This window comes from Streptomyces sp. NPDC040610, assembly GCF_055594065.1.
In genome coordinates this window covers 198,309-220,305 of the sequence record NZ_JBVIXA010000013.1, presented here as the reverse complement: position 1 = coordinate 220,305, position 21,997 = coordinate 198,309, and the positions used below count along the sequence as shown (strand labels likewise).

Below are 21,997 nucleotides of genomic sequence, written 5' to 3'. Positions count from 1 at the left end.
CCCAACACAAACAACGGCCACACCCGCCGCACCACCAACACCACCACCACAACCACCTGCAACCCCAACCCCGCCCACGGCCCAAACCGCGGATGGCCTTCGTGATGGGTTTCGTTCCAGACGGCCACGACGACGTTGAGGACGATCAGGGCTGTCAGCAGGGTGATGTCGGTCGCCGTCGGGCGGAAAACGGATGGCTTGCCGGACTCGTCGTCGGACTTTTCTCCGGACGTCCTGGCTGGCTGCACGACAAGCCCACCCCCGTACATGTCGGCTTCGCGCTCTGTGGGTCGTCCAGAGCTTAATGCGTGCGGCGGCTGGGCCCTACCCGCAGCCCTGACCTGGGGCTTTAACGTCCCCTTAGCGGCTTTCGCGACCCCTGGCCAACGCATCAGGGGCGAGAGTCGTGCACCTCGCGCCCTCGGCACACCAGGTCCACGAGAGGGGGAACGCCGGAGTCGGTCACTACTTTCGTCGGTAGTGGTACCAACGTTTCCCTCTGCCTCACCACCGGCGTCAACCGGTTGAATAAGTCTTGTTGGCAGCCCGGCAGGAGCAACACACAAGCAACACCGGCCGGGGCGCGGCGCGAGAAGCAACAAGACTGCTCACCCGAACAGATCATTTGAGGAGCGACATGCTGTGGGTCGGCATCGTCCTGGCGGTTCAGGGATTCGGTTCATTCCTGACCGAGCGTATTTGGGACACAAAATTCGGTGTCACGGCACTCCTGGGTGACGACAGCCCCTCGTGGGTGAGCCTGGCGATCGGCGTGGTCGGTCTGGTCATCCTCGCGTTCTGCGCGAGTTCACGTACCCGTAAGTCCGTACACAACTGAAATCCCCCTCCCCCGGGTGTTTTTCACTCCCCTGCTGCCGCAGGGGGACAAGCTCCCGGTGGCCGGTTCTCCCCCGTAACCGGCCACCGGGTTTCTTCATGCCCGAAAACGGCCGGGTCCACGGACGCCCCGGCCCGGAAACGACCCGGAAACGACATGGCGGGTCGGTCCGCGCGATGACACGCGCCGACCGACCCGCCATGTGCTGTTCTACGACGTGAAGTGCGCCTTGAGGACGGCGATGACGTCCTGGGCGTGGTCGGTCAGGTAGAAGTGACCGCCGGGGAACACCTTCATGTCGAAGGTGCCCAGGGTGTGCGGCTCCCAGGCCCGGGCCTCGTCGAGGGTCGTGCGCGGGTCGTCGTCGCCGACCAGGACGGTGATGGGGCTGCCGATCTGCGCGCCGGGCTCGGCGCGGTAGGTCTCGATCGCGGTGTAGTCGCTGCGGATGGCGGGCAGCACCATGCGCAGCACCTCGTCGTCGCCGAGGACCCGCGGGTCGGTGCCGCTGAGCTTGCGCATCTCGGCGATGACGCCGTCGTCGTCGCGCTGGTGGACGTTCTCCGGGCGGTGGCTGGAGGGGGCGCGGCGGCCGGAGGCGAAGACGTGCACGGGGGCACGGCCGTCGCGCTCCAGGCGGCGAGCCACCTCGAAGGCGAGCACGGCGCCCATGCTGTGGCCGAAGAAGGTCAGCGGCAGCGAGTCGTCGTACGCGCGCAGGGCATCCGCGGCGCGGTCGGCCAGCTCGGCGATGGACTCGATGCCCTTCTCCGTGTGCCGGTCCTGGCGGCCCGGGTACTGCACGGCGACGACGTCGGCGACCGTGCTCAGGGCGGCCGACACGGGGAAGTAGAAGCTGGCCGAGCCGCCCGCGTGCGGGAAGCAGACCAGTCGGGCGGTGGCGCCGGGGGCCGGGTGATAGCTGCGGACCCACAGGTCGGCGGAGGCGGCGGTCGTCATGACGGGGTTCCATCCATGGTCTTCGACGGGCTTGAGAAGGGCCTGAGAAGGGCTGGTGAACGGGTCGAAGGCGGGCCGTGGCCCGCCTTCGACGCGTGCGCGGTACGCGCCCGGGATCCCGCCGCGCTCAGCGCAGCGGGAAGCGGACCTCACCGGCCACGATCGGGTTCGCGTAGTTCTTGCTGGAGATCTTGATGCGGTTCAGGGCGAGGCCGGTCAGCGCCTCGAAGACGGCCCTGCGGGCGTTCATGGCGGTGGAGTAGCCCGCGTCCAGGTGCGGGGCGACCTCGACCACGTCCATGCCGATCAGGTCGGTCTCGTGGGCGATCCGGCGCAGGGCCATGAACAGTTCGCGGGTGTTGAGCCCGGCGGGCTCGGGGGTGCCGGTGCCCGGGGCGTACGCGGGGTCGAGGACGTCGATGTCCAGGGACAGATAGACGTGGTCGGCGACCGCCTTGGCCTCCTCGATGACCTTGTCGACGACCGCCGCGAAGCCGATGCGCTCGATCTCCGCCATGAAGTGCGAGCGCATGCCGGCCCGTCGCATCCAGTTGAACAGCTGGTCGTCGGGTCCCGAGATGGTGCGGATGCCGACCTGGATGATGTTCGGGCCGGGCACCATCTCCTCGTCGATGAGGCGGCGGATCGGCGTGGTGTGGGTGGCGCGGTGCCCGAACAGCTCCTCGTGGCAGTCGGGGTGCGCGTCGAAGTGGATGACGGCGATGGAGCCGCGCCCGTGCACCTCCGAGAGCGCGCCGACGCTCGGCCACAGCAGCGAGTGGTCGCCGCCGAGGACGACGGGCCTGGCCCCGACCTCGGCGATCTCGCGGACCAGGCCGCGGATGGGCTCCATGGACCGGGTGATGTCGAAGGGGTCGACGGCCGCGTCGCCGTAGTCGACGACCTTCAGGACGTTGAACGGGTTGACGCGGGTCGCGGAGTGCACGAACCCCTCGGGCGTGGCGTACAGGTAGCGCTCGTCGGCGCGGATGGCGCGGGGGCCGTAGGCGGCGCCGCGGTGTCCGCTGGAGACGTCCACGGGGCAGCCCACCACGGCCACGTCCACGCCGCCCGCGCGCAGGTCCTCCTGGTTGAGGGCCAGGGGGACGCCCATGAAGGTGGGCACGCCCGAGTAGGACGGCTGGACGTAGTAGCGGCGCAGGTCGATGGGGCCGGGGTCGCGCCGCGGGAAGGTGGAGCGATCGACCTCCCGCCGCCAGGCCTCGGACTCGGGTGTCTCGCTCATCTCTCTCCTCGGATACGCGGGTTCGTCCCCGGCGCGGCGACGCCCGTGGGCGCGGCCCCGCCGGTACTGCGGGTGGTCCTCTGGCACCCGGGGGTGCTCACGCGGGGTGGCCGGTGCCCGGTCTCACCCGGGGGTGCCGCTGACGGGCAGCCGGGTGCAGCCGCTGATCACGGGCGAGCTGCGGCGCACCACGGGCCCGGCGACGCGCAGGTCCGGCAGCCGTTCGGCGAGGACGCGCAGCGCGGTCTCGCCCTCCATGCGGGCCAGCGGGGCGCCGATGCAGTAGTGGATGCCGCCGGAGAACGACAGGTGCTCGGCCGGGTTCTCGCGGGTGAGGTCGAAGCGGTCCGGCTCGTCGTACACCTCGGGGTCGCGGTTGGCGGCGCCGATGAGGACGACCACGGAGCTGTTGGCCCGGATGTGGTGGCCGGCGAGCGCGATGTCGCCGTGCGGGACGCGCTGGGCCTGGAGGGCGGGCGAGTCGTAGCGCAGGGTCTCCTCGACGGCGCGCGGCGCCAGGTCGGGGTCCTCGCGCAGCAGGTCCCACTGGGCGCGGTCGCCGGTCATCGCGAGGACGGCGTTGCCGATGAGGTTGGTGGTGGTCTCGAAGCCGGTGACGGCGAGGACGGTACAGAAGGCGAGGAGTTCCTCGGTGCTGAGCTTGCCTTCCTCGTTGGCCACGGTGAGGCGGCTGATGAGGTCGTCGCCGGGGTCCTTGGAGCGCAGCTCGATCAGCTCGGTGAAGACCTGGTCGAGGTCGTCGACGGCGCCGCGGAAGTCCCGTGCCATCTTCAGGGACTTGACTCCGTCGATGACGGGCCCGACCTTGCGTCCGGCGCGGATGAACCGGTCGTGGTACTCCTCGGGGACGCCGAGGAGCTCCCCGATCACCAACAGCGGCAGGGGTCCGGCGAAGTCCTCGATGAGGTCGAAGCCGTCGCGGGTGGACAGGTCGTCGAGCAGGCCGTTGCAGAGCTTCTCCACCTGGACCCGGTACTTGCTGATCATCCGGGGGCCGAAGGCGGGCTGCGCGAGACGGCGCAGGCGGGTGTGGTCGGGCGGGTCGAGACCGAGGATGGAGCTGTTCCAGGGGATCTCGGCCATCATCTCGTGGCCCGGCACACCGCCCTGTTCGCGGTTGAGGAACAGGGTGCGGTCCCGCAGGATCCGGCTGCCCAGCTCGTGGCTGCCGGTGACCCAGGTGCCCAGGTGGCTGCGGTGCACGGGGCCCCGCTGACGTACCTTCGCATACAGCGGGTACGGGTCCTCCTGGCCCTGGAGCAGGCGGGTGAAGGGGTCTCCGAACACGCCGAAGGCGCGCAGGATCGCGCGGGTCGCGCCGAGCTTGGCGCTGAACTTGAACCCGGCCGACTTGCTGTCCATGAGCGTGGTCATCACTGCTCCTTGCGAGAGGCGGTCCTGGCGGGCCGGAGGGCCTGCTCCGGTCCCAGTGCCACCACGTCGAAGGCGCGGGTGGTGACGTCGAGGCGGTGGATGAGCCGGTCCGGGCCGGTGACGTGGACCGTGCGCACGTCCATGCCGCGCAGGGTGTCCACGACCGGGTGCCAGCGGACCGGGTGGTCGAAGGTGTCGAGGAGCAGGGTGCGCAGCTGGTCGGCGCGGGTGATCAGGGAGCCGTCGTGGTCGGCGACCAGGGGCAGTTCGGGGTCGGCGACGTCGAACTTGGCGAGGACCTCCTCCTCGACGCGGGCCCGCAGGCCGGTGAGGACGCGGCAGTGCGCGGGCGGCTTCATGGAGTACAGCGAGTAGCCGCCGACGGCGCTGATGCGGCGCTGGAAGGACTCCAGGACCTGCTCGCGCATCGTGACCATGTGCATGCCCTCGTCGAGGTGGCCGGAGACCTCGTGGAACTCACCGCGCTCGGCCAGCTCGCCGAGGACCTCGTCGAGTGCCGCCGGGGGCACCCGGGTGATGGTGAGCGTCACCAGGTCCTGGTGCTCCTCCTCGAAGAACCGCTGTTCGCACAGGGCGAGTTCATGGGTGAGGCGGACGGCCTCGGCGAACGGCAGGGCACCGCTGAAGGCGGTCGCGGCCTTCTGGCCGAAGCTGAAGCCGACGCAGACGTCCGGGGCGAGGCCCTGGGTCTCGACGGCCCGGTCCGCCAGGGCCACCGAGTTGATGAAGAAGGCGACCTGGGCGAACGCCCCGAAGTCCGTTCCCGCGGTGCGGAATTCGTCCAGGACGGAGCGGCCCAGCGCGTCGTCGGCGGCGGCGAGGCGCTTCCGCACGAAGGGGTCGATCATCATGAACTTGCCCACGTCGGTGAAGCGCGAGGGCCCCATGCCCGGAAACACCACGGCGCTGCGTGCCTGGTCGGTCGTCATCATGTCCGCTCTGTCTGGTCTGGCTGGTCAAGCTGGTCTGGCTGGTGTGGCTGCTCTGGCTGGTCGGTCCGCCGCCCCTGCGGGGCTCAGGCCGAGGTGGCGAGTTCCGCAGTGCTCCGCTCGGCCGCCCGCTGCTCAAGGGCGCGGCGGTCGGGCTTGCCGTTGCGGTTGAGGGGGAAGCTGTCGATGACGACGACCCGGTTGGGGTGTTCGTACGAGGGCAGGGCGTCCTTGATGCGGGTGCGCCACTCGGCGACGTCCCGGCCGCTCGCGTCCTCGACGAAGAAGACGAGTTCGGCGCCGCGCGCGTCGTCCGGCAGGGCGATCACCTTGACGGCGCAGCCCGCAGCGGCGGCCCTCCGCTCGATGATCTCCGGGTAGAGGGTGTAGCCCATGCGGTGCACGGCGAGTTTGCGGCCCGCGACGAAGAGGTTGCCGTCGGCGTCGACGTGACCGAGGTCGCCGGTGCGGTACCAGCCCTGGTCGACGGGGTCGACGGTGCCGTCCTCGGCGAGGTAACCGGCCATCATGTCGGGGGTGTTGACGACGAGTTCGCCCATCTCCCCGGCGGGCAGGGCGTTGCCGTCGTCGTCCTGCACGCTCAGGCGCAGGCCGTTCATGACACGGCCGCAGGCGACGGGGTTGTCGATGGTGGCGAAGGCGATGTTGCCCAGCTCGGTGCTGCCGTAGCTGTCGAGCAGCGGCTGCCCGAAGGAGTCGACGTAGGCGTCGGACAGGGCCGGGTCGAGGGGGGCCGCGCCGCTGCAGAACATGCGGACGCCGCCCAGGGCGGCGCGCACGTCGCTCTGGCGCCGGGCGAGGTTGAGCATGCTGCGGTACGTGGCCGGGGTGGCGTCGATGACGGTGACGCCGCACTGCCCGGCCATCAGCAGGGACCGGTCGAGGCGCCGGTGGGGCGCGACGACGAGGGAGCACTTGGCGAGCCAGGCGATGAGGACCATCGACAGGCCGTACTGGTGGGCGAAGGGCAGCAGCGGAAGCAGGACGTCGCCGGGGCCGTGGCCCATGTGGTCGGCGTTGCGCCGCAGGTTCTCCAGGAAGCGGCCGCCGTTCTTCACCACGCCCTTGGGGGTGCCGGTGGAGCCGGAGGACCACATGATCAGGCCGTCGGGCAGGGCGCACCAGGCGTCGAAGTCGAGGGCCTGCTCGGTCGGGACCAGGCCGGACGCCTCGACGAGCAGCTTGTACAGGTAGACGGCGTCGCGCGTCTCGGCCGGTACGGGGGCGTCGTCGTCGTACAGACAGAGCCGGGCGCGGGTGCGCTCGACGATGCGGCCGGTCTCGCGCGCGTGCTCCTGCTGGTCGACGAGGACGATGGAGGCGCCGACGTGCATCAGCGCGAAGAAGGCGTTCAGCCAGGCCGCAGAGTTGCCGGCCTTGAGCAGGACCCGGTCTCCCGGTCGGACGCCCTCCGCGCGCAGGACCATCGCGACCCGCAAGGTCTCCTGCTCGAATTCGGCGAAGGTCCGCGCCGAATCCCCGGTGAATATGTGAGGTGTCATCAAAGCCGCCCCCTTTCCCAAACTTGAGAATCATCGGGCTCGATAGGCACGATAAGGTCGAGCATTTCTCCCGCCCCGGTCGGCTCCGCGCGCAGCCGAGCCTTCCGAGGACCTACGGTAGAAGCTATTCAGCGTGCCTGAGCAGCAGAACCCCTATCTTCCCCCTAGTCCCCCCTGAGCAGCCAACTTGCCGGTTGCAGGGGCAAGCTGACGGGCCATGTCAAGCGCTACCTTCGACGGTGATTACGCCATGTACCGCATAAGCCGCGGAGGTCCCGGTGGGAGTTCGGACAGAGACCGGTCACGTACCGGAACAGGAACACGAACAGGATATTAAAGACCAGCAGACGCCATCGGTACCCGAGGCGGAAAAAACCGCACGGCGGGAACGGGAGGAAGGTGCGGCGCCGGATGTCGCCACACCGCCGCCGTTCGCCGGGCGCTGGGTGGGCGCGGTCGCGGGCACGGCCGGTCTCGCGCTGCTCCTGGTCAGCACGCGGTACGGGTTCCAGGGCGACGAGCTGTACTTCCTCGGCGCCGGACAGCACCTGGACTGGGGGTACGCGGACCAGCCGGTGCTGCTTCCGCTGCTCGCCCACGGCATCGACGCGGTGACGGGCGGCTCGCTGTTCGCACTGCGGCTGCTCCCGGTGCTGCTCACGGTGGCGGGCGCGCTCGTCGCCGCCCTCGTCGCCCGGGAGTTCGGCGGCGAGCGCCGGGCGCAGGTCCTCACGGCCGCCGCGTACGGCTTCGCCCCCGCCGTCCTGATCAGCGGGCACGCGCTGTCGACGATGGCGCTCGACCTGTTCCTGTGGACGGTCGTCAACTGGCTCCTGATCCGCTGGGTGCGCACCCGCGAGGACCGGCTGCTGCTGTTCGCGGGGCTGGCGACGGCTCTGGCACTGCAGGGCAAGTATCTGATCGTCGGCTTCTGGGCCGTCCTCGCCGTGTGCCTCTTCGTGGCCGGCCCGCGCGAGCTGCTGCGCCGCAAGGCGCTGTGGCTGGGCGCCGCCGTCGCGGCCGTCACGTCGCTGCCGGGTCTGATCTGGCAGGCGCAGAACGACTGGCCGCAGATGGAGATGTCCCAGGTCCTCGCCGACGAGGGGATACTCGGCGGCCGCGCGGGCTTCCTGCCGTATCTGATCGTGCTGTCCGGCGGTGTGTTCACCGTCGTCCTGGTGTACGGGCTCGTCCGCCTGCTGCGGTCGCCGCAGCTCGCCCCCTACCGCTTCCTGGCCTGGACGTTCCTCGGTCTGACGGCCGTGTTCCTGGTCACCGGCGGCCGTCCCGCGTACGTGGTGGGCGCCTTCGCGCCGCTGTGGGCCGCGGGCGCGGTGGAGCTGGCGCGCGGGGGCGGGGCCCGCTGGTGGCGGTGGCTGGCGACGTGGCCGGTGGTGGCCCTGACGGCGCTGGTGTGCGTGGCGCTCTCGCTGCCGGTGTATCCGGTGTCGCAGGTCACGAAGACCGAACAGCCGAAGAACAACCCGATGACCGCCGAGACCCTGCGCTGGCCGCACCTCATCGACGCGGTCGACAAGGCCAACAAGGCGCTGCCCGCCGCCGAGCGGAAGCGTGCCGTGGTGGTCACGCAGTACTACCAGGAGGCGGGCGCCGTCGACCACTTCGGCCCCGACCGCGATCTGCCGCCCGCCTACAGCGGCCACCGCGGCTACTGGTACTTCGGCGCACCGGCCGACTCCTCGGGCCCGGTCCTGTACGTGGGCTCCGACGTCGCGAAGCTCAAGCCGTACTTCACGAAGGTCCGCAAGGCCGCGACGGCCGAGGGCGGCCCCGGCGAGAGCTTCGTCGACGGCGTCCCGGTGTGGATCCTCGAGGGCCGCACCAAGCCCTGGTCCAAGATCTGGCCGGACTACGGCCACTTGTCCTGAGGTCTCGCTGTCTGAGGGCCCGTCCCCGCGGAGGAACGCGGGGGCGGGCCTTCGTCGTGCGTGCGGTGCGGGTGCGCGTGTGTGGGCGTGAGCGTGTGCGCGGCCGGGGTGGCTGGGTGCGTGTGCGGGGGTGCTGGTACGACGACGGGCCTGCCCGGTATGCGGGGCGACGGCCCGCCCTCATCGGTGTACGGCGACGGCCCCGCCCCCCGGTGTGCGGGGGCGGGGCCGTCGTGCCGCTCGGTCAGAGGCGGTCCAGCCACTCCTCGACGGCGCGGGCCGTGGTGTGCGAGTGCTCCTCCATCACCGTGAAGTGCGTGCCGGGCACGTCCACCGCGGTGTGCTCCAGCTTCCAGGAGGGCCGCCAGTCGTACTCCTGCGTCCACTCCATGAGGGGCTCGCTCGCCCGGACCAGGAGCGTCGGCGCCTCGATGGCGTCGGGCAGCAGGCCGAGGAACATGTAGCGGGCCATGGCGGTGACCCAGGCGTCGCCCCAGTCGTCGCCGTCGGCGTCCGCGGCCGCCGTGCCCTCGGCGTCCGGCGCGGAGTCGTAGCGGTCGCTGAGCTGCTTGCCCATGGCGGCGGCCATGTCGCCGAGCGCCTTCTCCTCGACGTACGTGTCCACCAGGACCACGCCCGCCGGACCGGCGCCGCGCTCCTCCAACTCCCGTGCCACGGCGTGCGCGACGAGCCCGCCGGAGGAGTGGCCGGCGAGCACGTACGGCTTGCCTCCGGTGTGCCGCAGCACGGTGTCGGCGTGCAGCCGCACCAGCGCCTCCTTGTCGGCGGGCAGCAACTCGCCCTCCAGGAAGCCGGGGTGGGTGATGACGCTGACGTCGCGCCGGTCGCGGAAGTACGCGCCGAAGCGGGCGTAGTCGTACGCGCTGGAGCGGCCGACGTACGACGTGAACAGGACCACGCCGACCGGCTCCTCGCCGCGCGCCAGCGTGAACGGGGCGCGGGGCGCGTCGAGTTCGGCCTCGCCCGTGAACGAGGCACGGAACTGGGCCATGGTCCGCAGCAGCGGGATCAGGTCGTCGGCCCGGCCCTGCCGCGCGGCCTCGTCGTACAGCTCGGCGAGACCGGTCGCGGGCCGGGGCGCGGCGACGGGGAGCGGGGCCGGGGTGGCCTGCCCCACGGCGGTGGCGGCCGTCGGCGCCGTGGCCGTCCGGGCGGGCTGCGCCTGCCCGGCGGTCCGCTCGCGCGGGGGCGTCGTGTCCTGGCCCGCGGGCGCGGCCTGGTCCAGGTCGGTGGCGAGGCGGTCGGCGAGCGCCCTCGGCGTGCGGTTCTGGAAGACCAGGGTCGCCGGGAGCCGCAGGCCGGTCGCGGCCATGAGGCGGTTGCGCAGCTCGACGCCGGTGAGGGAGTCGAAGCCCAGCTCCAGGAAGCCGCGTTCGTCCTCGACCCGGTCGGCGGACGCGTGCCCGAGCACGGCCGCGGCCTGGTCCCGCACCAGGGCGATGAGCAGCTTCGCCCGCTCGTCGGCGGACGCCGCGGCCAGGCGGCGCGCGAAGGCCTCCGCCTCCGATGCCGCGGCCCCGGCGGCGGCCCGGCGGGCCTGGGCCCGCACCAGGCGCCGCAGCAGCGGCGGCACGGCCTCGCCCTGGCGCGCTCCCGCCCGCAGGGCCGCCGTGTCGAGGCGCACGGGAAGGAGCAGGGGTGCGCCCGACGAGCGGGCCGCGTCGAAGAGTTCGACGCCCTCCCGCGACGACAGCGGCAGGACACCGCCGCGCGAGATGCGGGTGCGGCGTGCCTCGTCGAGGTGGCCTGTCATCTCGCTGCTCTCGGCCCACAGGCCCCAGGCGAGCGCCGTGGCGGGGACGCCCCGGGACCGCAGGTGGTGCGCGAAGGCGTCGAGGAAGGCGTTGGCCGCCGCGTAGTTGCCCTGGCCGGGGCTGCCGAAGGTGGCGGCCGCCGAGGAGAACAGGACGAACTCCGCCAGGTCCTGACCTACCGTCAGCTCGGCCAGGTTGAGGACGGCGTCCAGCTTGGGCCGCAGGACCGTGTCCAGGCGCTCGGGCGTCAGGGACCCCACGAGGGCGTCGTCGAGGACTCCGGCCGTGTGCACGACCGCGGTCAGCGGGTGCGCTGCGGGGACCGAGGCGAGCACGGCGGCCAGCGCCCCCCGGTCGGCGACGTCACAGGCGACCACGCGGGCCTCGGCGCCGAGTCCTTCGAGTGCGGCGACCAGCTCGGCGGCGCCCGGCGCGTCGGGGCCCCGGCGCCCGGTCAGGAGCAGGTGCCGGGCCCCGTGCTCGGTCACCAGGTGGCGGGCGACGAGGGCGCCCAGGGTGCCGGTGGCGCCGGTGATGAGGACGGTGCCGTGGGGGTCGGGGGTGCGGGGCGCGGTGGACGCCGCGCCCTTGGGGATGCCGGCCTCGGCGGCGTCGGCCTCGGTGGCGCCGCCGTCGACGGCCGGTGTCGTCGCCGGAGCCGGGGCGGGCACGAGCCGGGGTGCGAGCAGCACCCCTTCGCGTACCGCCAACTGCGGCTCGTCCAGGGCAAGCCCGGCGAGGAGCAGGGCGGCGGCGGAGGGCCGGTCGGCCGGGTGGGCGTGGCCCTCGGCGCTCGCGTCGCCCTCGGCACCCGCGCTGCCCGCACCGTCGACACCGTGCACCGCGTCCCCGCCGTGCACCGCGTCCAGGTCGAACAGCACGCACCCCGCCCCGTCCGGGCCACCGGCCTGCTCGGACTGGGCCGAGCGTGCCAGGCCCCACAGCGGGGCGTGTGCGAGGTCCGGCACGTCGCCGTCGTCGGCGGCGACCGCGCCCCGCGTCACCAGGACGAGCCGGGTGCCGGAAAGGCGCGCGTCGGTCTGCCAGGTCTGGAGCAGGGCGAGGGCCCGGCCCAGGGCGGCGCGGGCACGCCCGGCGGTGCCTTCGGCGTCCAGGGAGTCGGCCGTCCCGACCGGCCCCTCGGCATCGGCCCCGTCGGTGTCCGACCCTTCCGTGAAGGACACGAGCAGCGTGCCCGGTGCGTCGGCGCCCTCGTCGAGGGCCGCGTACAGCGCGTCGATGTCCTCGTACGCCGCCACGTGCGCGCCGGACGAGGCGAGTTCGGCACCGGCCCGCAGCGGGTCGGGGCCGACCGTCGCCCAGGTGGTGCCGGTCGCGTCGGCCGTGCCCGTGGGCAGCGGTGTCCACTCGACCTGGAAGAGGGCGTCGCGGTGGCCGCCGCCGGAGGCCGCGCGCAGTTGCCCGGGGGCGACGGGGCGCAGTTCGAGGGAGTCGGCGCGGGCGACCGGAGCGCCGGTGTCGTCGGCGAACAGCAGGGCCACTCCCCCGGTGCCGTCGGGGCGTATCCGGACCCGCAGGACGGTGGCGCCCTGTGCGGCCAGGGTGACGCCGCTCCAGGCGAACGGCAGCCGCACCCCGTCGGTCTCCGCGAAGGGCGCGAGGGCGACGGCGTGCAGGGCGGCGTCGAGGAGCGCCGGGTGCACGCCGAACGCGCGGGCGTCCCGGTGCGCGTCCTCGGGCAGGTGGACCTCGGCGTAGACGGCGTCCCCCGCAGGGTCCCGCCAGGCGGCGCGCAGCCCCTGGAACGCCGGGCCGTAGGCGAGCCCGCCCTCGGCGAGGCGCTCGTAGAACCCGTCGACGGCGACCGCTTCGGCGCCCTCGGGCGGCCACACGGCCAGTGTCCCGTCCTCCTGCGCGGACGCGGGCTCGGCCGGCGCCTCGCCGAGGGTGCCGGTGGCGTGCCGCGTCCACGGGGCGTCGGTGGCGCCCTGGGACCGCGAGGACACGGTGAGCGGGCGGCGGCCCGCGGTGTCGGGGGCGCCGACCCACACCTGGAGGGTGACGGTGTCGTCCTCGGCGACGACGAGGGGCGCCTGGAGGGTCAGCTCCTCGACGAGGCCGCAGCCGACCTCGTCCCCGGCGCGCAGCGCCATCTCGACGTACGCGGTGCCGGGCAGCAGCACGGTGTCGCCCACCGCATGGTCCGCGAGCCAGGGGTGGGTGCGGCGGGTGAGCCGTCCGGTGAGCAGGTGCTGGTCGGCGTCGGCGAGTTCCACGCTGGCGCCGAGCAGCGGGTGTCCCGCGGACTCGATGCCGACGGCGGTGACGTCGCCGGTGCCCGCGGCGGCGGGCGCGGGCCAGAAGCGCTGCCGCTGGAAGGCGTACGTGGGCAGGTCGACGACGGTGCGCTCGCCGGGCAGGAGGGCCCGCCAGTCGAGTGCGGCGCCGTGGACGTGTGCTGCGGCGAGTGCGGCGTACAGCTGCTCGGGGCCGCCCTCGTCGCGCCGCAGCGAGCCGAGCGCGATCGCGCCGGTGTGCGGCGTGGCGTCGATGGTCTCCTGCACCGGGACGGTGAGGACCGGGTGCGGGCTCATCTCCAGGAACAGCCCGTGCCCTTCGGCGAGCAGGCCGCGGGTGGCCTGCTCGAAGAGGACGGTGTGGCGCAGGTTGCGGTACCAGTAGCCCGCGTCCATGGGCGTGTCGGCGTCCAGCCAGGTGCCGGTGAGGGTCGAGTACAGCGGGGTCCGGGCGGCGCTCGGCGCCACCTCGGCCAGCGCCTCGTCGATACGGGCCTCGATCTGCTCGACGTACGAGGAGTGGGAGGCGTAGTCGACGGGGATGGCGCGGGCGCGCAGTTCCCGCGCGGCGCACTCGGCGATCAGCTCCTGGAGGGCTTCGGGGTCGCCGGAGACGACCACTTGGGAGGGCCCGTTGACGGCCGCGATCTCGATGCGGCCGTCCCAGGCCTCCAGGAGCGCCGCGGTCTCGTCCTGCGGCAGGACGAGGGAGACCATGCCGCCCTTGCCGGACAGCTCTCGGATGGCCCGGCTGCGCAGGGCCACGACGCGGGCGGCGTCGCGCAGGCTCAGGACGCCCGCGACGCACGCGGCGGCGATCTCGCCCTGGCTGTGCCCGACGACGGCGGCGGGTTCGACACCGGCGGCCTGCCAGGTGGCGGCCAGGGAGACCATCACGGCGAACAGGACCGGCTGGACCACGTCCACCTGGTCGAAGTTGTCCCCGCTCAGCTCGTCGAAGAGATTCCACTCGACGAACTCCGAAAGCGCGTCACCGCACTCCCTCATCCGCTCCGCGAACACCGGTGAGGCGTCGAGGAGTTCACGGGCCATCCCGGCCCACTGGGAGCCCTGGCCGGGGAAGACGAACACCGGGCGGACCGTGCCTCCCTGCGCGCGGCCCGAGGCCACGTTCCGCGCGGTCGTGTCGCCCTGCGCCAGCGCCTCAAGTCCGCTGAGGAGCTCGTCCCGGCCCTGGCCGAGGACGACGCCCCGGTGCTCGAAGCGGGACCGCGCCACCGCCAACGACCAGGCCACATCGCCGAGTTCGAGGTCGGGGTGCGCCAGGAGGTGCTCCCGCAGGCGGGCGGCCTGGCCCGGGAGTGACTCCGGGGTCTTGGCGGTGAGGGTGAGGGGGATGACGGGGGGCTGGGACAGCTCGGGGGTGCCGGTGGATCCGGCAGTCCCCGCGGCGGTCTCCTGAGCAGCCTCGGCCGCCTCGGAGACCTCAGAGACCTCAGAGACCTCGGGGGCCTGCTCCAGGATGACGTGGGCGTTCGTCCCACTGATGCCGAACGAGGACACGCCCGCGCGGCGCGGCGCCCCGTCCTCCCGTGCGGGCCAGTCGCGGGCCTCGGTCAGCAGCTCGACGCCCGCGCCGGACCAGTCGACCTCGGGGGTCGGGGCGTCCACGTACAGCGTCTTCGGCAGGGTGCCGTGGCGCATCGCCATGACCGTCTTGATGACGCCGCCGACTCCGGCGGCGGCCTGGGTGTGGGCGATGTTGGACTTCAGCGAGCCGAGCCACAGGGGCCGGTCCTCGGGGTGGTCCTTGCCGTAGGTGGCGATGAGGGCCTGGGCCTCGATGGGGTCGCCGAGGACCGTGCCGGTGCCGTGGGCCTCGACGGCGTCGACGTCGGCGGGTGTGAGGCGGGCGTTGGCGAGGGCGGCACGGATGACGCGCTGCTGGGACGGGCCGTTGGGGGCGGTGAGGCCGTTGCTGGCACCGTCCTGGTTGATCGCCGAGCCGCGGACGACGGCGAGGACCTGGTGGCCGTTGCGCTGGGCGTCGGACAGGCGCTCCAGGACGAGCATGCCCACGCCCTCGCCCCAGCCGGTGCCGTCCGCGCCCGCGGCGAAGGACTTGCAGCGGCCGTCGGGGGCCAGGCCGCGCTGGCGGCTGAACTCGGCGAACGAGGTGGGTGTCGGCATGACCGCCGCGCCGCCCGCGAGCGCCATCGCGCACTCGCCCTGGCGCAGCGCCTGCACAGCCAGGTGCAGGGCGACGAGCGAGGAGGAGCAGGCCGTGTCGACGGTGACGGCCGGGCCCTCGAAGCCGAAGGAGTACGAGAGGCGGCCGGAGGCGACGCTCGCCGCGTCGCCGGTCATGACGTAGCCCTCGACGCCCTCGGCGCCGTTCAGGGTGGTCGAGTAGCCCTGTGTCGACAGGCCGACGAAGACGCCGGTGTCGCTGGCCCGCACGGACGCCGGGACGATGCCCGCGCGTTCGACGGCCTCCCAGGAGGTCTCCAGGAGGAGCCGCTGCTGCGGGTCCATGGCCAGGGCCTCGCGGTGGTTGATGCCGAAGAAGTCCGGGTCGAACTCGTCGGCGTCGTGCAGGAAGGCGCCGGTCGTGACGTACGTCAGGCCGTCGTCGCCGTCCGTGCCGTCGAGGCCCGCGGGGGCGGCGACGTCCCAGCCCCGGTTGACCGGGAACCCGGACAGGCCGTCCGCACCGGCGGCCACCATGCGCCACAGGTCCTCGGGGGACCGTACGCCGCCGGGGTAGCGGCAGCTCATCGCGACGATGGCGATGGGCTCGTCGGCCGCGTCCCGCGGGGTGTCCTCTCGGCCCGCGGGGGCGGCGCTCGGGGCGGCCGACTCGGGGAGCGAGCCGAGCAGTTCCGTGCGCAGGTGGGCGGCGAGGGCGACGGGCGTGGGGTAGTCGAAGACGAGGCTTGCGGGGAGCCGCAGGGCGGTGGCGCCGCCGAGCCGGTTGCGGAGTTCGACGGAGGTCAGCGAGTCGAAGCCCAGCTCCTTGAACGCCTTGGCGGCGTCGACGGATTCGGGCGACGGGTAGCCGAGGACGGCGGCCACGTTGGCGCGTACGACGTCGACGAGGAACTGTTCGCGGTCCTCCGCGGCGAGCCCGGCGAGGCGCTCGGCCAGGGGCTCCTGGCCGTCGGCGGCCGAGCCGCCCGCCTGCGCGGTGACGGCCTTGCGGACCTGGGCGCGGATGAGGGCGCGGAAGAGCGGGGGCACGTCGGCGCCGAACTGCTGCCGCAGGACGTCCGTGTCGAGCTTCATCGGGACGAGGGCGCCGTCGGGCTGCGCGAGGGAGGCGTCGAGGAGCGCGAGACCTTCCTCGGCCGACAGGGCGGCGACACCGGCCCGGTTCATCCGGTCGATGTCCTCGTCCGCCAGCGCTCCGGCCATACCGCCCTGGTCCGCCCACAAACCCCACGCGAGAGACGTCGCAGGCAGACCCTGAGCACGGCGATGCTGAGCCAGAGCATCCAGGAAGGCATTCGCAGCCGCGTAGTTGGCCTGCCCCGCACTGCCCAGCACACCCGCAGCCGACGAGAACAACACAAACGCCGACAGATCCAGACCCGCCGTCAGCTCATGCAAGTTGACCGCCGCGTCCACCTTCGGACGCAGCACCGTGTCCAACCGCTCCGGCGTCAGCGACGTCAACACACCGTCGTCCACCACACCCGCCACATGCACGACCGCGCTCAGGTCATCACGTACGGAGTCGATCAGTCCGGCGAGCGCCGCACGATCCGCGACATCACAAGCCGCGATCGTGACCGAAGCACCCAACTCCTCCAACTCCGCGCGCACTTCACCCGCACCCGGGGTGTCCTCACCCCGACGCGACACCAGCAGCAGGTCCCGCACCCCGTGCCGCTCCGCCAGATGCCGGGCCACGACCCGGCCGAGACCGCCAAGGGCTCCGGTGACGAGCACCGTGCCCCGCGCGTCGAAGACGGGCGGCAGCGTCAGCACGACCTTGCCCACGTGCCGGGCCTGGCTCAGGAAGCGGAACGCCTCCGGCGCCCGCCGTACGTCCCACGCCTGCACCGGCAGCGGCGTCAGCACGCCCCGCTCGAACAGTTCCAGGACCTCCGCCAGCATCTCCTTGATGCGGTCGTGTCCGGCGTCGATCAGGTCGAAGCTCTGGTACGTGACGCCGGGGTGGTCCTCGGCGACGGCGCTCGGGTCGCGGAGGTCGGTCTTGCCCATCTCCACGAACCGGCCGCCACGCGGCAGCAACCGCAGCGACGCGTCCACGAACTCCCGCGCGAGGGAATTCAGAACCACGTCCACGCCCCGGCCGTCGGTCTCCGCGAGCACCGACGTCTCGAAGTCGAGGGTCCGGGAGGAGGCGATACGGGAGTCGGCGAGGCCGAGGCCCCGCAGGACGTCCCACTTGCCGGTGCTGGCCGTCGCGTGCACGTCGGCGCCGAAGTGCCGGGCGAGCTGCACCGCGGCCATGCCCACACCACCGGCGGCGGCGTGCACGAGGACGGACTCCCCGGCTTCGAGTCCGGCGAGGTCCCGCAGCGCGTAGTACGCGGTGAGGAACACCGTCGGCACCGACGCGGCCTGCGCGAAGGACCAGCCCCGAGGCATGCGTGCCAGCATCCGAGCGTCGGCGACCGCCAGCGGCCCGAAGCCGCCCTCCAGCAGGCCGAGGACACGGTCGCCGACGGCCAGGTCCGTGACGTCGGACCCGACCTCGACGACAACTCCTGCGCCCTCGGTGCCCATCACCGCGTCGCCGGGGTACATGCCGAGCGCGATCAGCGGGTCGCGGAAGTTGACGCCCGCCGCGCGGACCGCGACCCGTACCTCTCCGGCCTCCAGGGCCCGGCCGCCGGACACCTCGGCGTCGTCGGCCACGGGCAGCAGCGCCAGGTTCTCCAGGGTGCCCCGGCCGGTGACGCCCAACTGCCAGGTGTCGCCCGTCGGGACCGGCAGCGCGCCCCCACCGGCACGCACGAGGCGCGGCACCCACACCACGTCCCCGCGCACCGCCACCTGCGGCTCGTCCAGACCGAGCACACCCGGAAGCAGCCCGAGCGCCTGCTCGCCGCCGTCGACGTCCACCAGGACGAGACGCCCCGGGTTCTCCGACTGCGCGGACCGCATCAGGCCCCACACCGGGGCGTCCACGAGGCCCGCCGCCGCCACGACGTCACCGGCGCCGACGCCCACGGCGCCGGAGGTCACCACGACCAGACGGGACTCGTCGCCGCGCTCGAAGGCCAGCCACTCCCCCACGGCGCGCAAGGCGTCGTTGAGGGAGGCGCGCACGTTCCCGGCGACGCCCGGCGCGCGGTCGGCGGCCGTGACGCAGGCGACGAGGACGGACTCCGGGACCGCCGCACCGCTGTCGACCGCCGCCGCGAGGGCGGCCACGTCCGGGTACGCCGCGACCGTCGCTCCGGCGCGCTCCAGGGCCGCGCGCAGCCCCGACTCGTCCGCGCCCAGGACCGCGTAGGACCCGCCCGGCACGGGAGCCGGCGTGGACGCCACGCTCCAGTCGACGCGGTACAGCGAGTCGTGGCGACCGCCCTGTTCGGCGCCCGCGTCCGGCACCGCGAGGGGACGCAGGACGAGGGAGTCGACGGCGGCCACCGGCTCGCCGGAGGCATCGGCGACGACGAGGGCCACACCGTCGGTCCCGGCGGCGGTGAGGCGCACCCGCAGCGCGGACGCGCCCGTGGCGTGCAGCGTCACACCGGTCCAGGAGAAGGGCATGCGGCCCTGCTCGGTGTCGGACACGAAGGTGCCGAGGCCCAGCGGGTGCAGGGCGGCGTCGAGGAGCGCGGGGTGCAGGCCGTACGCGGCGGCGTCGTCCTGGTCGTCCTCCGGCAGCGCGACCTCGGCGAAGAGTTCGTCGCCGCGCCGCCACACCGACCGCAGGCCCCGGAACGCCGAGCCGTAGCTGAATCCGGCGGCGGCGAGGCTGTCGTACAGCGCCTCGGTGTCGGCCCGTTCGGCGTCGGCCGGGGGCCACTGGGTGAGGTCGGCTTCGGCGGGGGCGGCGGCCGGGGCGGGGGCGAGCGTGCCGGTGGCGTGGCGCTGCCAGGGCTCGTCGGACCACAGCTCGTCGGAGGTCGTCTGCTGAGGGCGCGAGTAGAGGTTCACCGGGCGGCGCCCGAAGGTGTCGGCTGCGCCCACGGCGAGCTGCACCTGCACTGCGCCGCGCTGGGGCAGGACCAGGGGCGCCTGGAGGGTCAGCTCCTCCAGGTGGGCGCAGCCCACGCGGTGCCCGGCGTGCAGGGCGAGTTCGACGAAGGCCGTGGCGGGCAGCAGGACCGTGCCGCCGAGGGCGTGGCCCGCGAGCCACGGGTGGGTCGTCAGGGAGAGTCTGCCCGTGAAGAGGTAGCCGTCCATGTCGGCGAGCGCGACGGCGGCGCCGAACAGCGGGTGCTCCGCCGGGCTCAGCCCGGTCGCGTGCACATCACCGGTGCCGCCGACGCCGGGGCGCGGCCAGTAGCGCTCGTGCTGGAAGGCGTACGTGGGCAGGTCGACGCGGGCGCGCGACGCGACGGGGGCGTACAGCGGCGTCCAGTCGACGTCGGCTCCGCGCACGTGCGCCTTGGCGAGGGCCGTCAGGAACGTGTCCGGCTCGGGGCGGTCCTTGCGCAGGGCGCCGATCAGGCCGACCTGGGCGTCCGTCTCGGCGAGGGTGTCGTGCGCCATGGCCGTCAGGACCGAGTCCGGGCCCAGCTCCAGGAGGGTCGCCACGCCGAAGCCGGTGAGCGCGCCCACTCCGTCGTGGAAGCGGACGGCCTCACGGATGTGGCGGACCCAGTAGCCGGGGTCCTTCAGCTCGCTCGCGGTGGCGAGGCGCCCGGTGACGTTGGAGACGACCGGGAGGACGGTGTCCTGGTAGGTCAGGTTCGCGGCGACCTTGCGGAAGTCGTCCAGGATCGGGTCCATGAGCGGGGAGTGGAAGGCGTGGGAGACCTTCAGCCAGCGGACCTTGCGGCCCTCGCCGCGAAGCTTCTCCTCCAGGCCCTCCAGGATGGTGCGGTCACCGGAGAGGACCACCTGGGCGGGGCCGTTCACGGCCGCCACACCGGCACGGTCCTCCAGACCCGCCAGCAGCGGCAGTACGTCCGCCTCGGCGGCCTGGACCGCGAGCATCGCCCCGCCCTCGGGCAGGGACTGCATCAACCGGCCACGTGCGGCGACCAGTCGAGCCGCGTCCTCCAAGGACCACAATCCCGCTACGTACGCGGCGGCCAGCTCGCCGATCGAGTGCCCGCCGACGATCTCCGGCCGGACCCCGAAGGACTCGGCCAGGCGGAACAGCGCCACCTCCACGGCGAACAGCGCGGGCTGCGTGTACCCCGTCTGCTCCAACAGCTCGGCGTCCGAGCCGAACATGACGTCCTTCAAGGGGCGTTCCAGGTGCCCGTCCAGGTGCGCGCACACCTCGTCCAGGGCCGTGGCGAAGGCCGGGAACGTCTCGTACAGCTCACGCCCCATACCGACCCGCTGGCTGCCCTGGCCGGTGAAGACAACGCCGAGACGGCCCTCGGCCACCGAGCCCGACACCACTCCGGGGCCTTCGCCGCCGGAGGCGACCGTCTCCAGGCCGGACAGGAACGCGTCCCGGTCCTGGCCGAAGAGCACGGCGCGGTGTTCGAGGGAGGAGCGGCCGGAGAGGAGGGACCAGCCCACGTCGACGGGCCGGAGGTCCTCGTCTGCGGTGACGTGGTCACGTATCCGTTCGGCCTGGGCGCGCAGGGCCTGGGCGCTGCGGCCCGACACCAGCCACGGTGCGGCGGCCTTGGGCGTCACGGCCGCCGTCGGGTCCGTCGCGGCGGGTGCGGATTCGTCCGTGGGGGCCTGTTCCACGATGACGTGGGCGTTCGTGCCGCTCACGCCGAAGGACGAGACGCCCGCGCGGCGGGGGCGTCCGGCGTCGGGCCAGTCGCGGGCACTGTCGAGGAGTTCGACGGCGCCCGCCGTCCAGTCGACGTGGGTGCTGGGGCGGTCCGTGTGGAGGTTCTCGGGCAGGATGCCGTGGCGCATGGCCATGACCATCTTGATGACTCCGGCGACGCCCGAAGCGGCCTGGGTGTGGCCGATGTTGGACTTCACGGAGCCGAGGAGCAGCGGGCGGTCGGCGGGGCGGTCCTGGCCGTAGGTGGCGAGGAGGGCCTGGGCCTCGATGGGGTCGCCGAGGACCGTGCCGGTGCCGTGGCCCTCGACGGCGTCGATGTCGTCGGTGGCGAGGCGGGCGGCCGCGAGGGCCTGGCGGATGACGCGCTGCTGCGAGGGGCCGTTGGGGGCGGTCAGGCCGTTGCTCGCGCCGTCCTGGTTCACGGCGGAGCCGCGGACGACGGCGAGGACCTGGTGGCCGTTGCGGCGGGCGTCCGAGAGGCGTTCCAGGGCGAGGACGCCGACGCCCTCGCCCCAGCCGGTGCCGTCGGCGGCCTCGGCGAAGGGCTTGCAGCGGCCGTCGGAGGCGAGGCCGCCCTGGCGGCTGAACTCCGCGAACGCGCCGGAGGTGACCATGACGGCGACACCGGCGGCGACGGCGAGGTCGCACTCGCCCTGCCGCAGGGCCTGCGCGGCCAGGTGCAGCGCGACGAGGGAGGACGAGCAGGCCGTGTCGACGGTGACGGCCGGGCCTTCGAGGCCGAAGACGTACGACACGCGGCCGGAGATGACACTGGAGACGTCACCGGTGAGCAGGTAGCCGTCGACGTTGTCGGGCGACGCCATGAGGGCGGGGCCGTAGCCCTGCGCGGTGGCGCCGACGAAGACGCCGGTGCGGCTGCCGCGCAGGGAGGTCGGCGGGATGGCGGCCCGCTCGAAGGTCTCCCAGACGGACTCCAGGAGGAGGCGCTGCTGGGGGTCCATGGCCATGGCCTCGCGGGGCGAGATCCCGAAGAAGGCGGCGTCGAAGTCACCGGCGTCGTAGACGAAGCCGCCGCCGCGCTCGGGCCGCTCCGGGTCGCCGTCGCCGTCCGCCGTGCGGCCGCCGAGGGCTTCGACGTCCCAGCCGCGGTCGGCGGGGAAGGCGGAGAGCGCGTCGCGACCCTCGGCCACGAGCCGCCACAGGTCCTCCGGGCTGCTGACGTCGCCGGGGTAGCGGCAGCTCATTCCGACGATGGCGATGGGCTCGGGCTCCTCCGCCTCGGCGTCGCGCAGCCGCTGGCGCGTCTCGTGGAGGTCGGCGGTCACCCGCTTG

The 21,997-nt window shown here is 73.3% G+C and carries 8 protein-coding genes and 2 pseudogenes; 2 read left to right on the top strand and 8 right to left on the bottom strand.

Features of this window, described 5'->3' with window-relative positions; genetic code table 11:
- Positions 1 to 248, bottom strand: a 248-nt coding sequence (locus tag ACZ6AA_RS33765) for a hypothetical protein (protein WP_397622248.1), incomplete at its 3' end; no start/stop codon positions are given.
- A gap of 389 nt (positions 249 to 637) precedes the next feature.
- Between ACZ6AA_RS33765 and ACZ6AA_RS33760 the strand changes: the two genes are divergently transcribed.
- Entirely contained in the window at positions 638 to 838 is a 201-nt protein-coding gene (locus ACZ6AA_RS33760) for a hypothetical protein (RefSeq protein ID WP_289943839.1), read from the top strand.
- Positions 839 to 1,048: 210 nt separating this feature from the next.
- Here ACZ6AA_RS33760 and ACZ6AA_RS33755 read toward each other — a convergent pair whose 3' ends face one another.
- The 5 genes from ACZ6AA_RS33755 to ACZ6AA_RS33735 form a co-directional block, all read right to left on the bottom strand.
- Positions 1,049 to 1,798 carry a thioesterase II family protein gene (locus ACZ6AA_RS33755; protein WP_468458790.1) on the bottom strand — a complete coding sequence of 250 codons (750 nt, stop codon included), beginning with the start codon at positions 1,796 to 1,798 and terminating at the stop codon, positions 1,049 to 1,051.
- A 127-nt stretch (positions 1,799 to 1,925) separates the two neighbouring features.
- Positions 1,926 to 3,044, bottom strand: coding sequence for an agmatinase family protein (locus ACZ6AA_RS33750; protein WP_468458787.1), 1,119 nt, complete (start codon positions 3,042 to 3,044; stop codon positions 1,926 to 1,928).
- Between the two features lie 123 nt (positions 3,045 to 3,167).
- Positions 3,168 to 4,439 (bottom strand): cytochrome P450, encoded by a 1,272-nt coding sequence (locus ACZ6AA_RS33745; RefSeq protein ID WP_468458785.1) that lies wholly within the window; start codon positions 4,437 to 4,439, stop codon positions 3,168 to 3,170.
- Positions 4,439 to 5,392, bottom strand: a complete 954-nt coding sequence (locus ACZ6AA_RS33740; RefSeq protein ID WP_468458783.1) for an ACP S-malonyltransferase — start codon at positions 5,390 to 5,392, stop codon at positions 4,439 to 4,441. The genes ACZ6AA_RS33745 and ACZ6AA_RS33740 overlap by 1 nt, the downstream gene beginning before the upstream one ends.
- Positions 5,393 to 5,475: 83 nt before the next feature.
- Complete coding sequence (locus tag ACZ6AA_RS33735; protein ID WP_468458781.1) at positions 5,476 to 6,912, bottom strand: class I adenylate-forming enzyme family protein; 1,437 nt, start codon at positions 6,910 to 6,912, stop codon at positions 5,476 to 5,478.
- 446 nt (positions 6,913 to 7,358) lie between these two features.
- Between ACZ6AA_RS33735 and ACZ6AA_RS33730 the strand changes: the two genes are divergently transcribed.
- Positions 7,359 to 8,801: an ArnT family glycosyltransferase gene (locus ACZ6AA_RS33730; protein WP_468458779.1), complete on the top strand. Its 1,443-nt coding sequence runs from the start codon at positions 7,359 to 7,361 to the stop codon at positions 8,799 to 8,801.
- A 244-nt stretch (positions 8,802 to 9,045) separates the two neighbouring features.
- Here the strand turns inward: ACZ6AA_RS33730 and ACZ6AA_RS33725 are convergent.
- Both ACZ6AA_RS33725 and ACZ6AA_RS33720 read right to left on the bottom strand, forming a co-directional pair.
- Positions 9,046 to 9,675 (bottom strand): annotated as a pseudogene (locus ACZ6AA_RS33725) (alpha/beta fold hydrolase); the annotation flags it as partial.
- Positions 9,676 to 10,044: 369 nt separating this feature from the next.
- A pseudogene (locus ACZ6AA_RS33720) lies at positions 10,045 to 21,990 on the bottom strand (SDR family NAD(P)-dependent oxidoreductase); the annotation flags it as partial.
- Positions 21,991 to 21,997 lie beyond the last annotated feature (7 nt).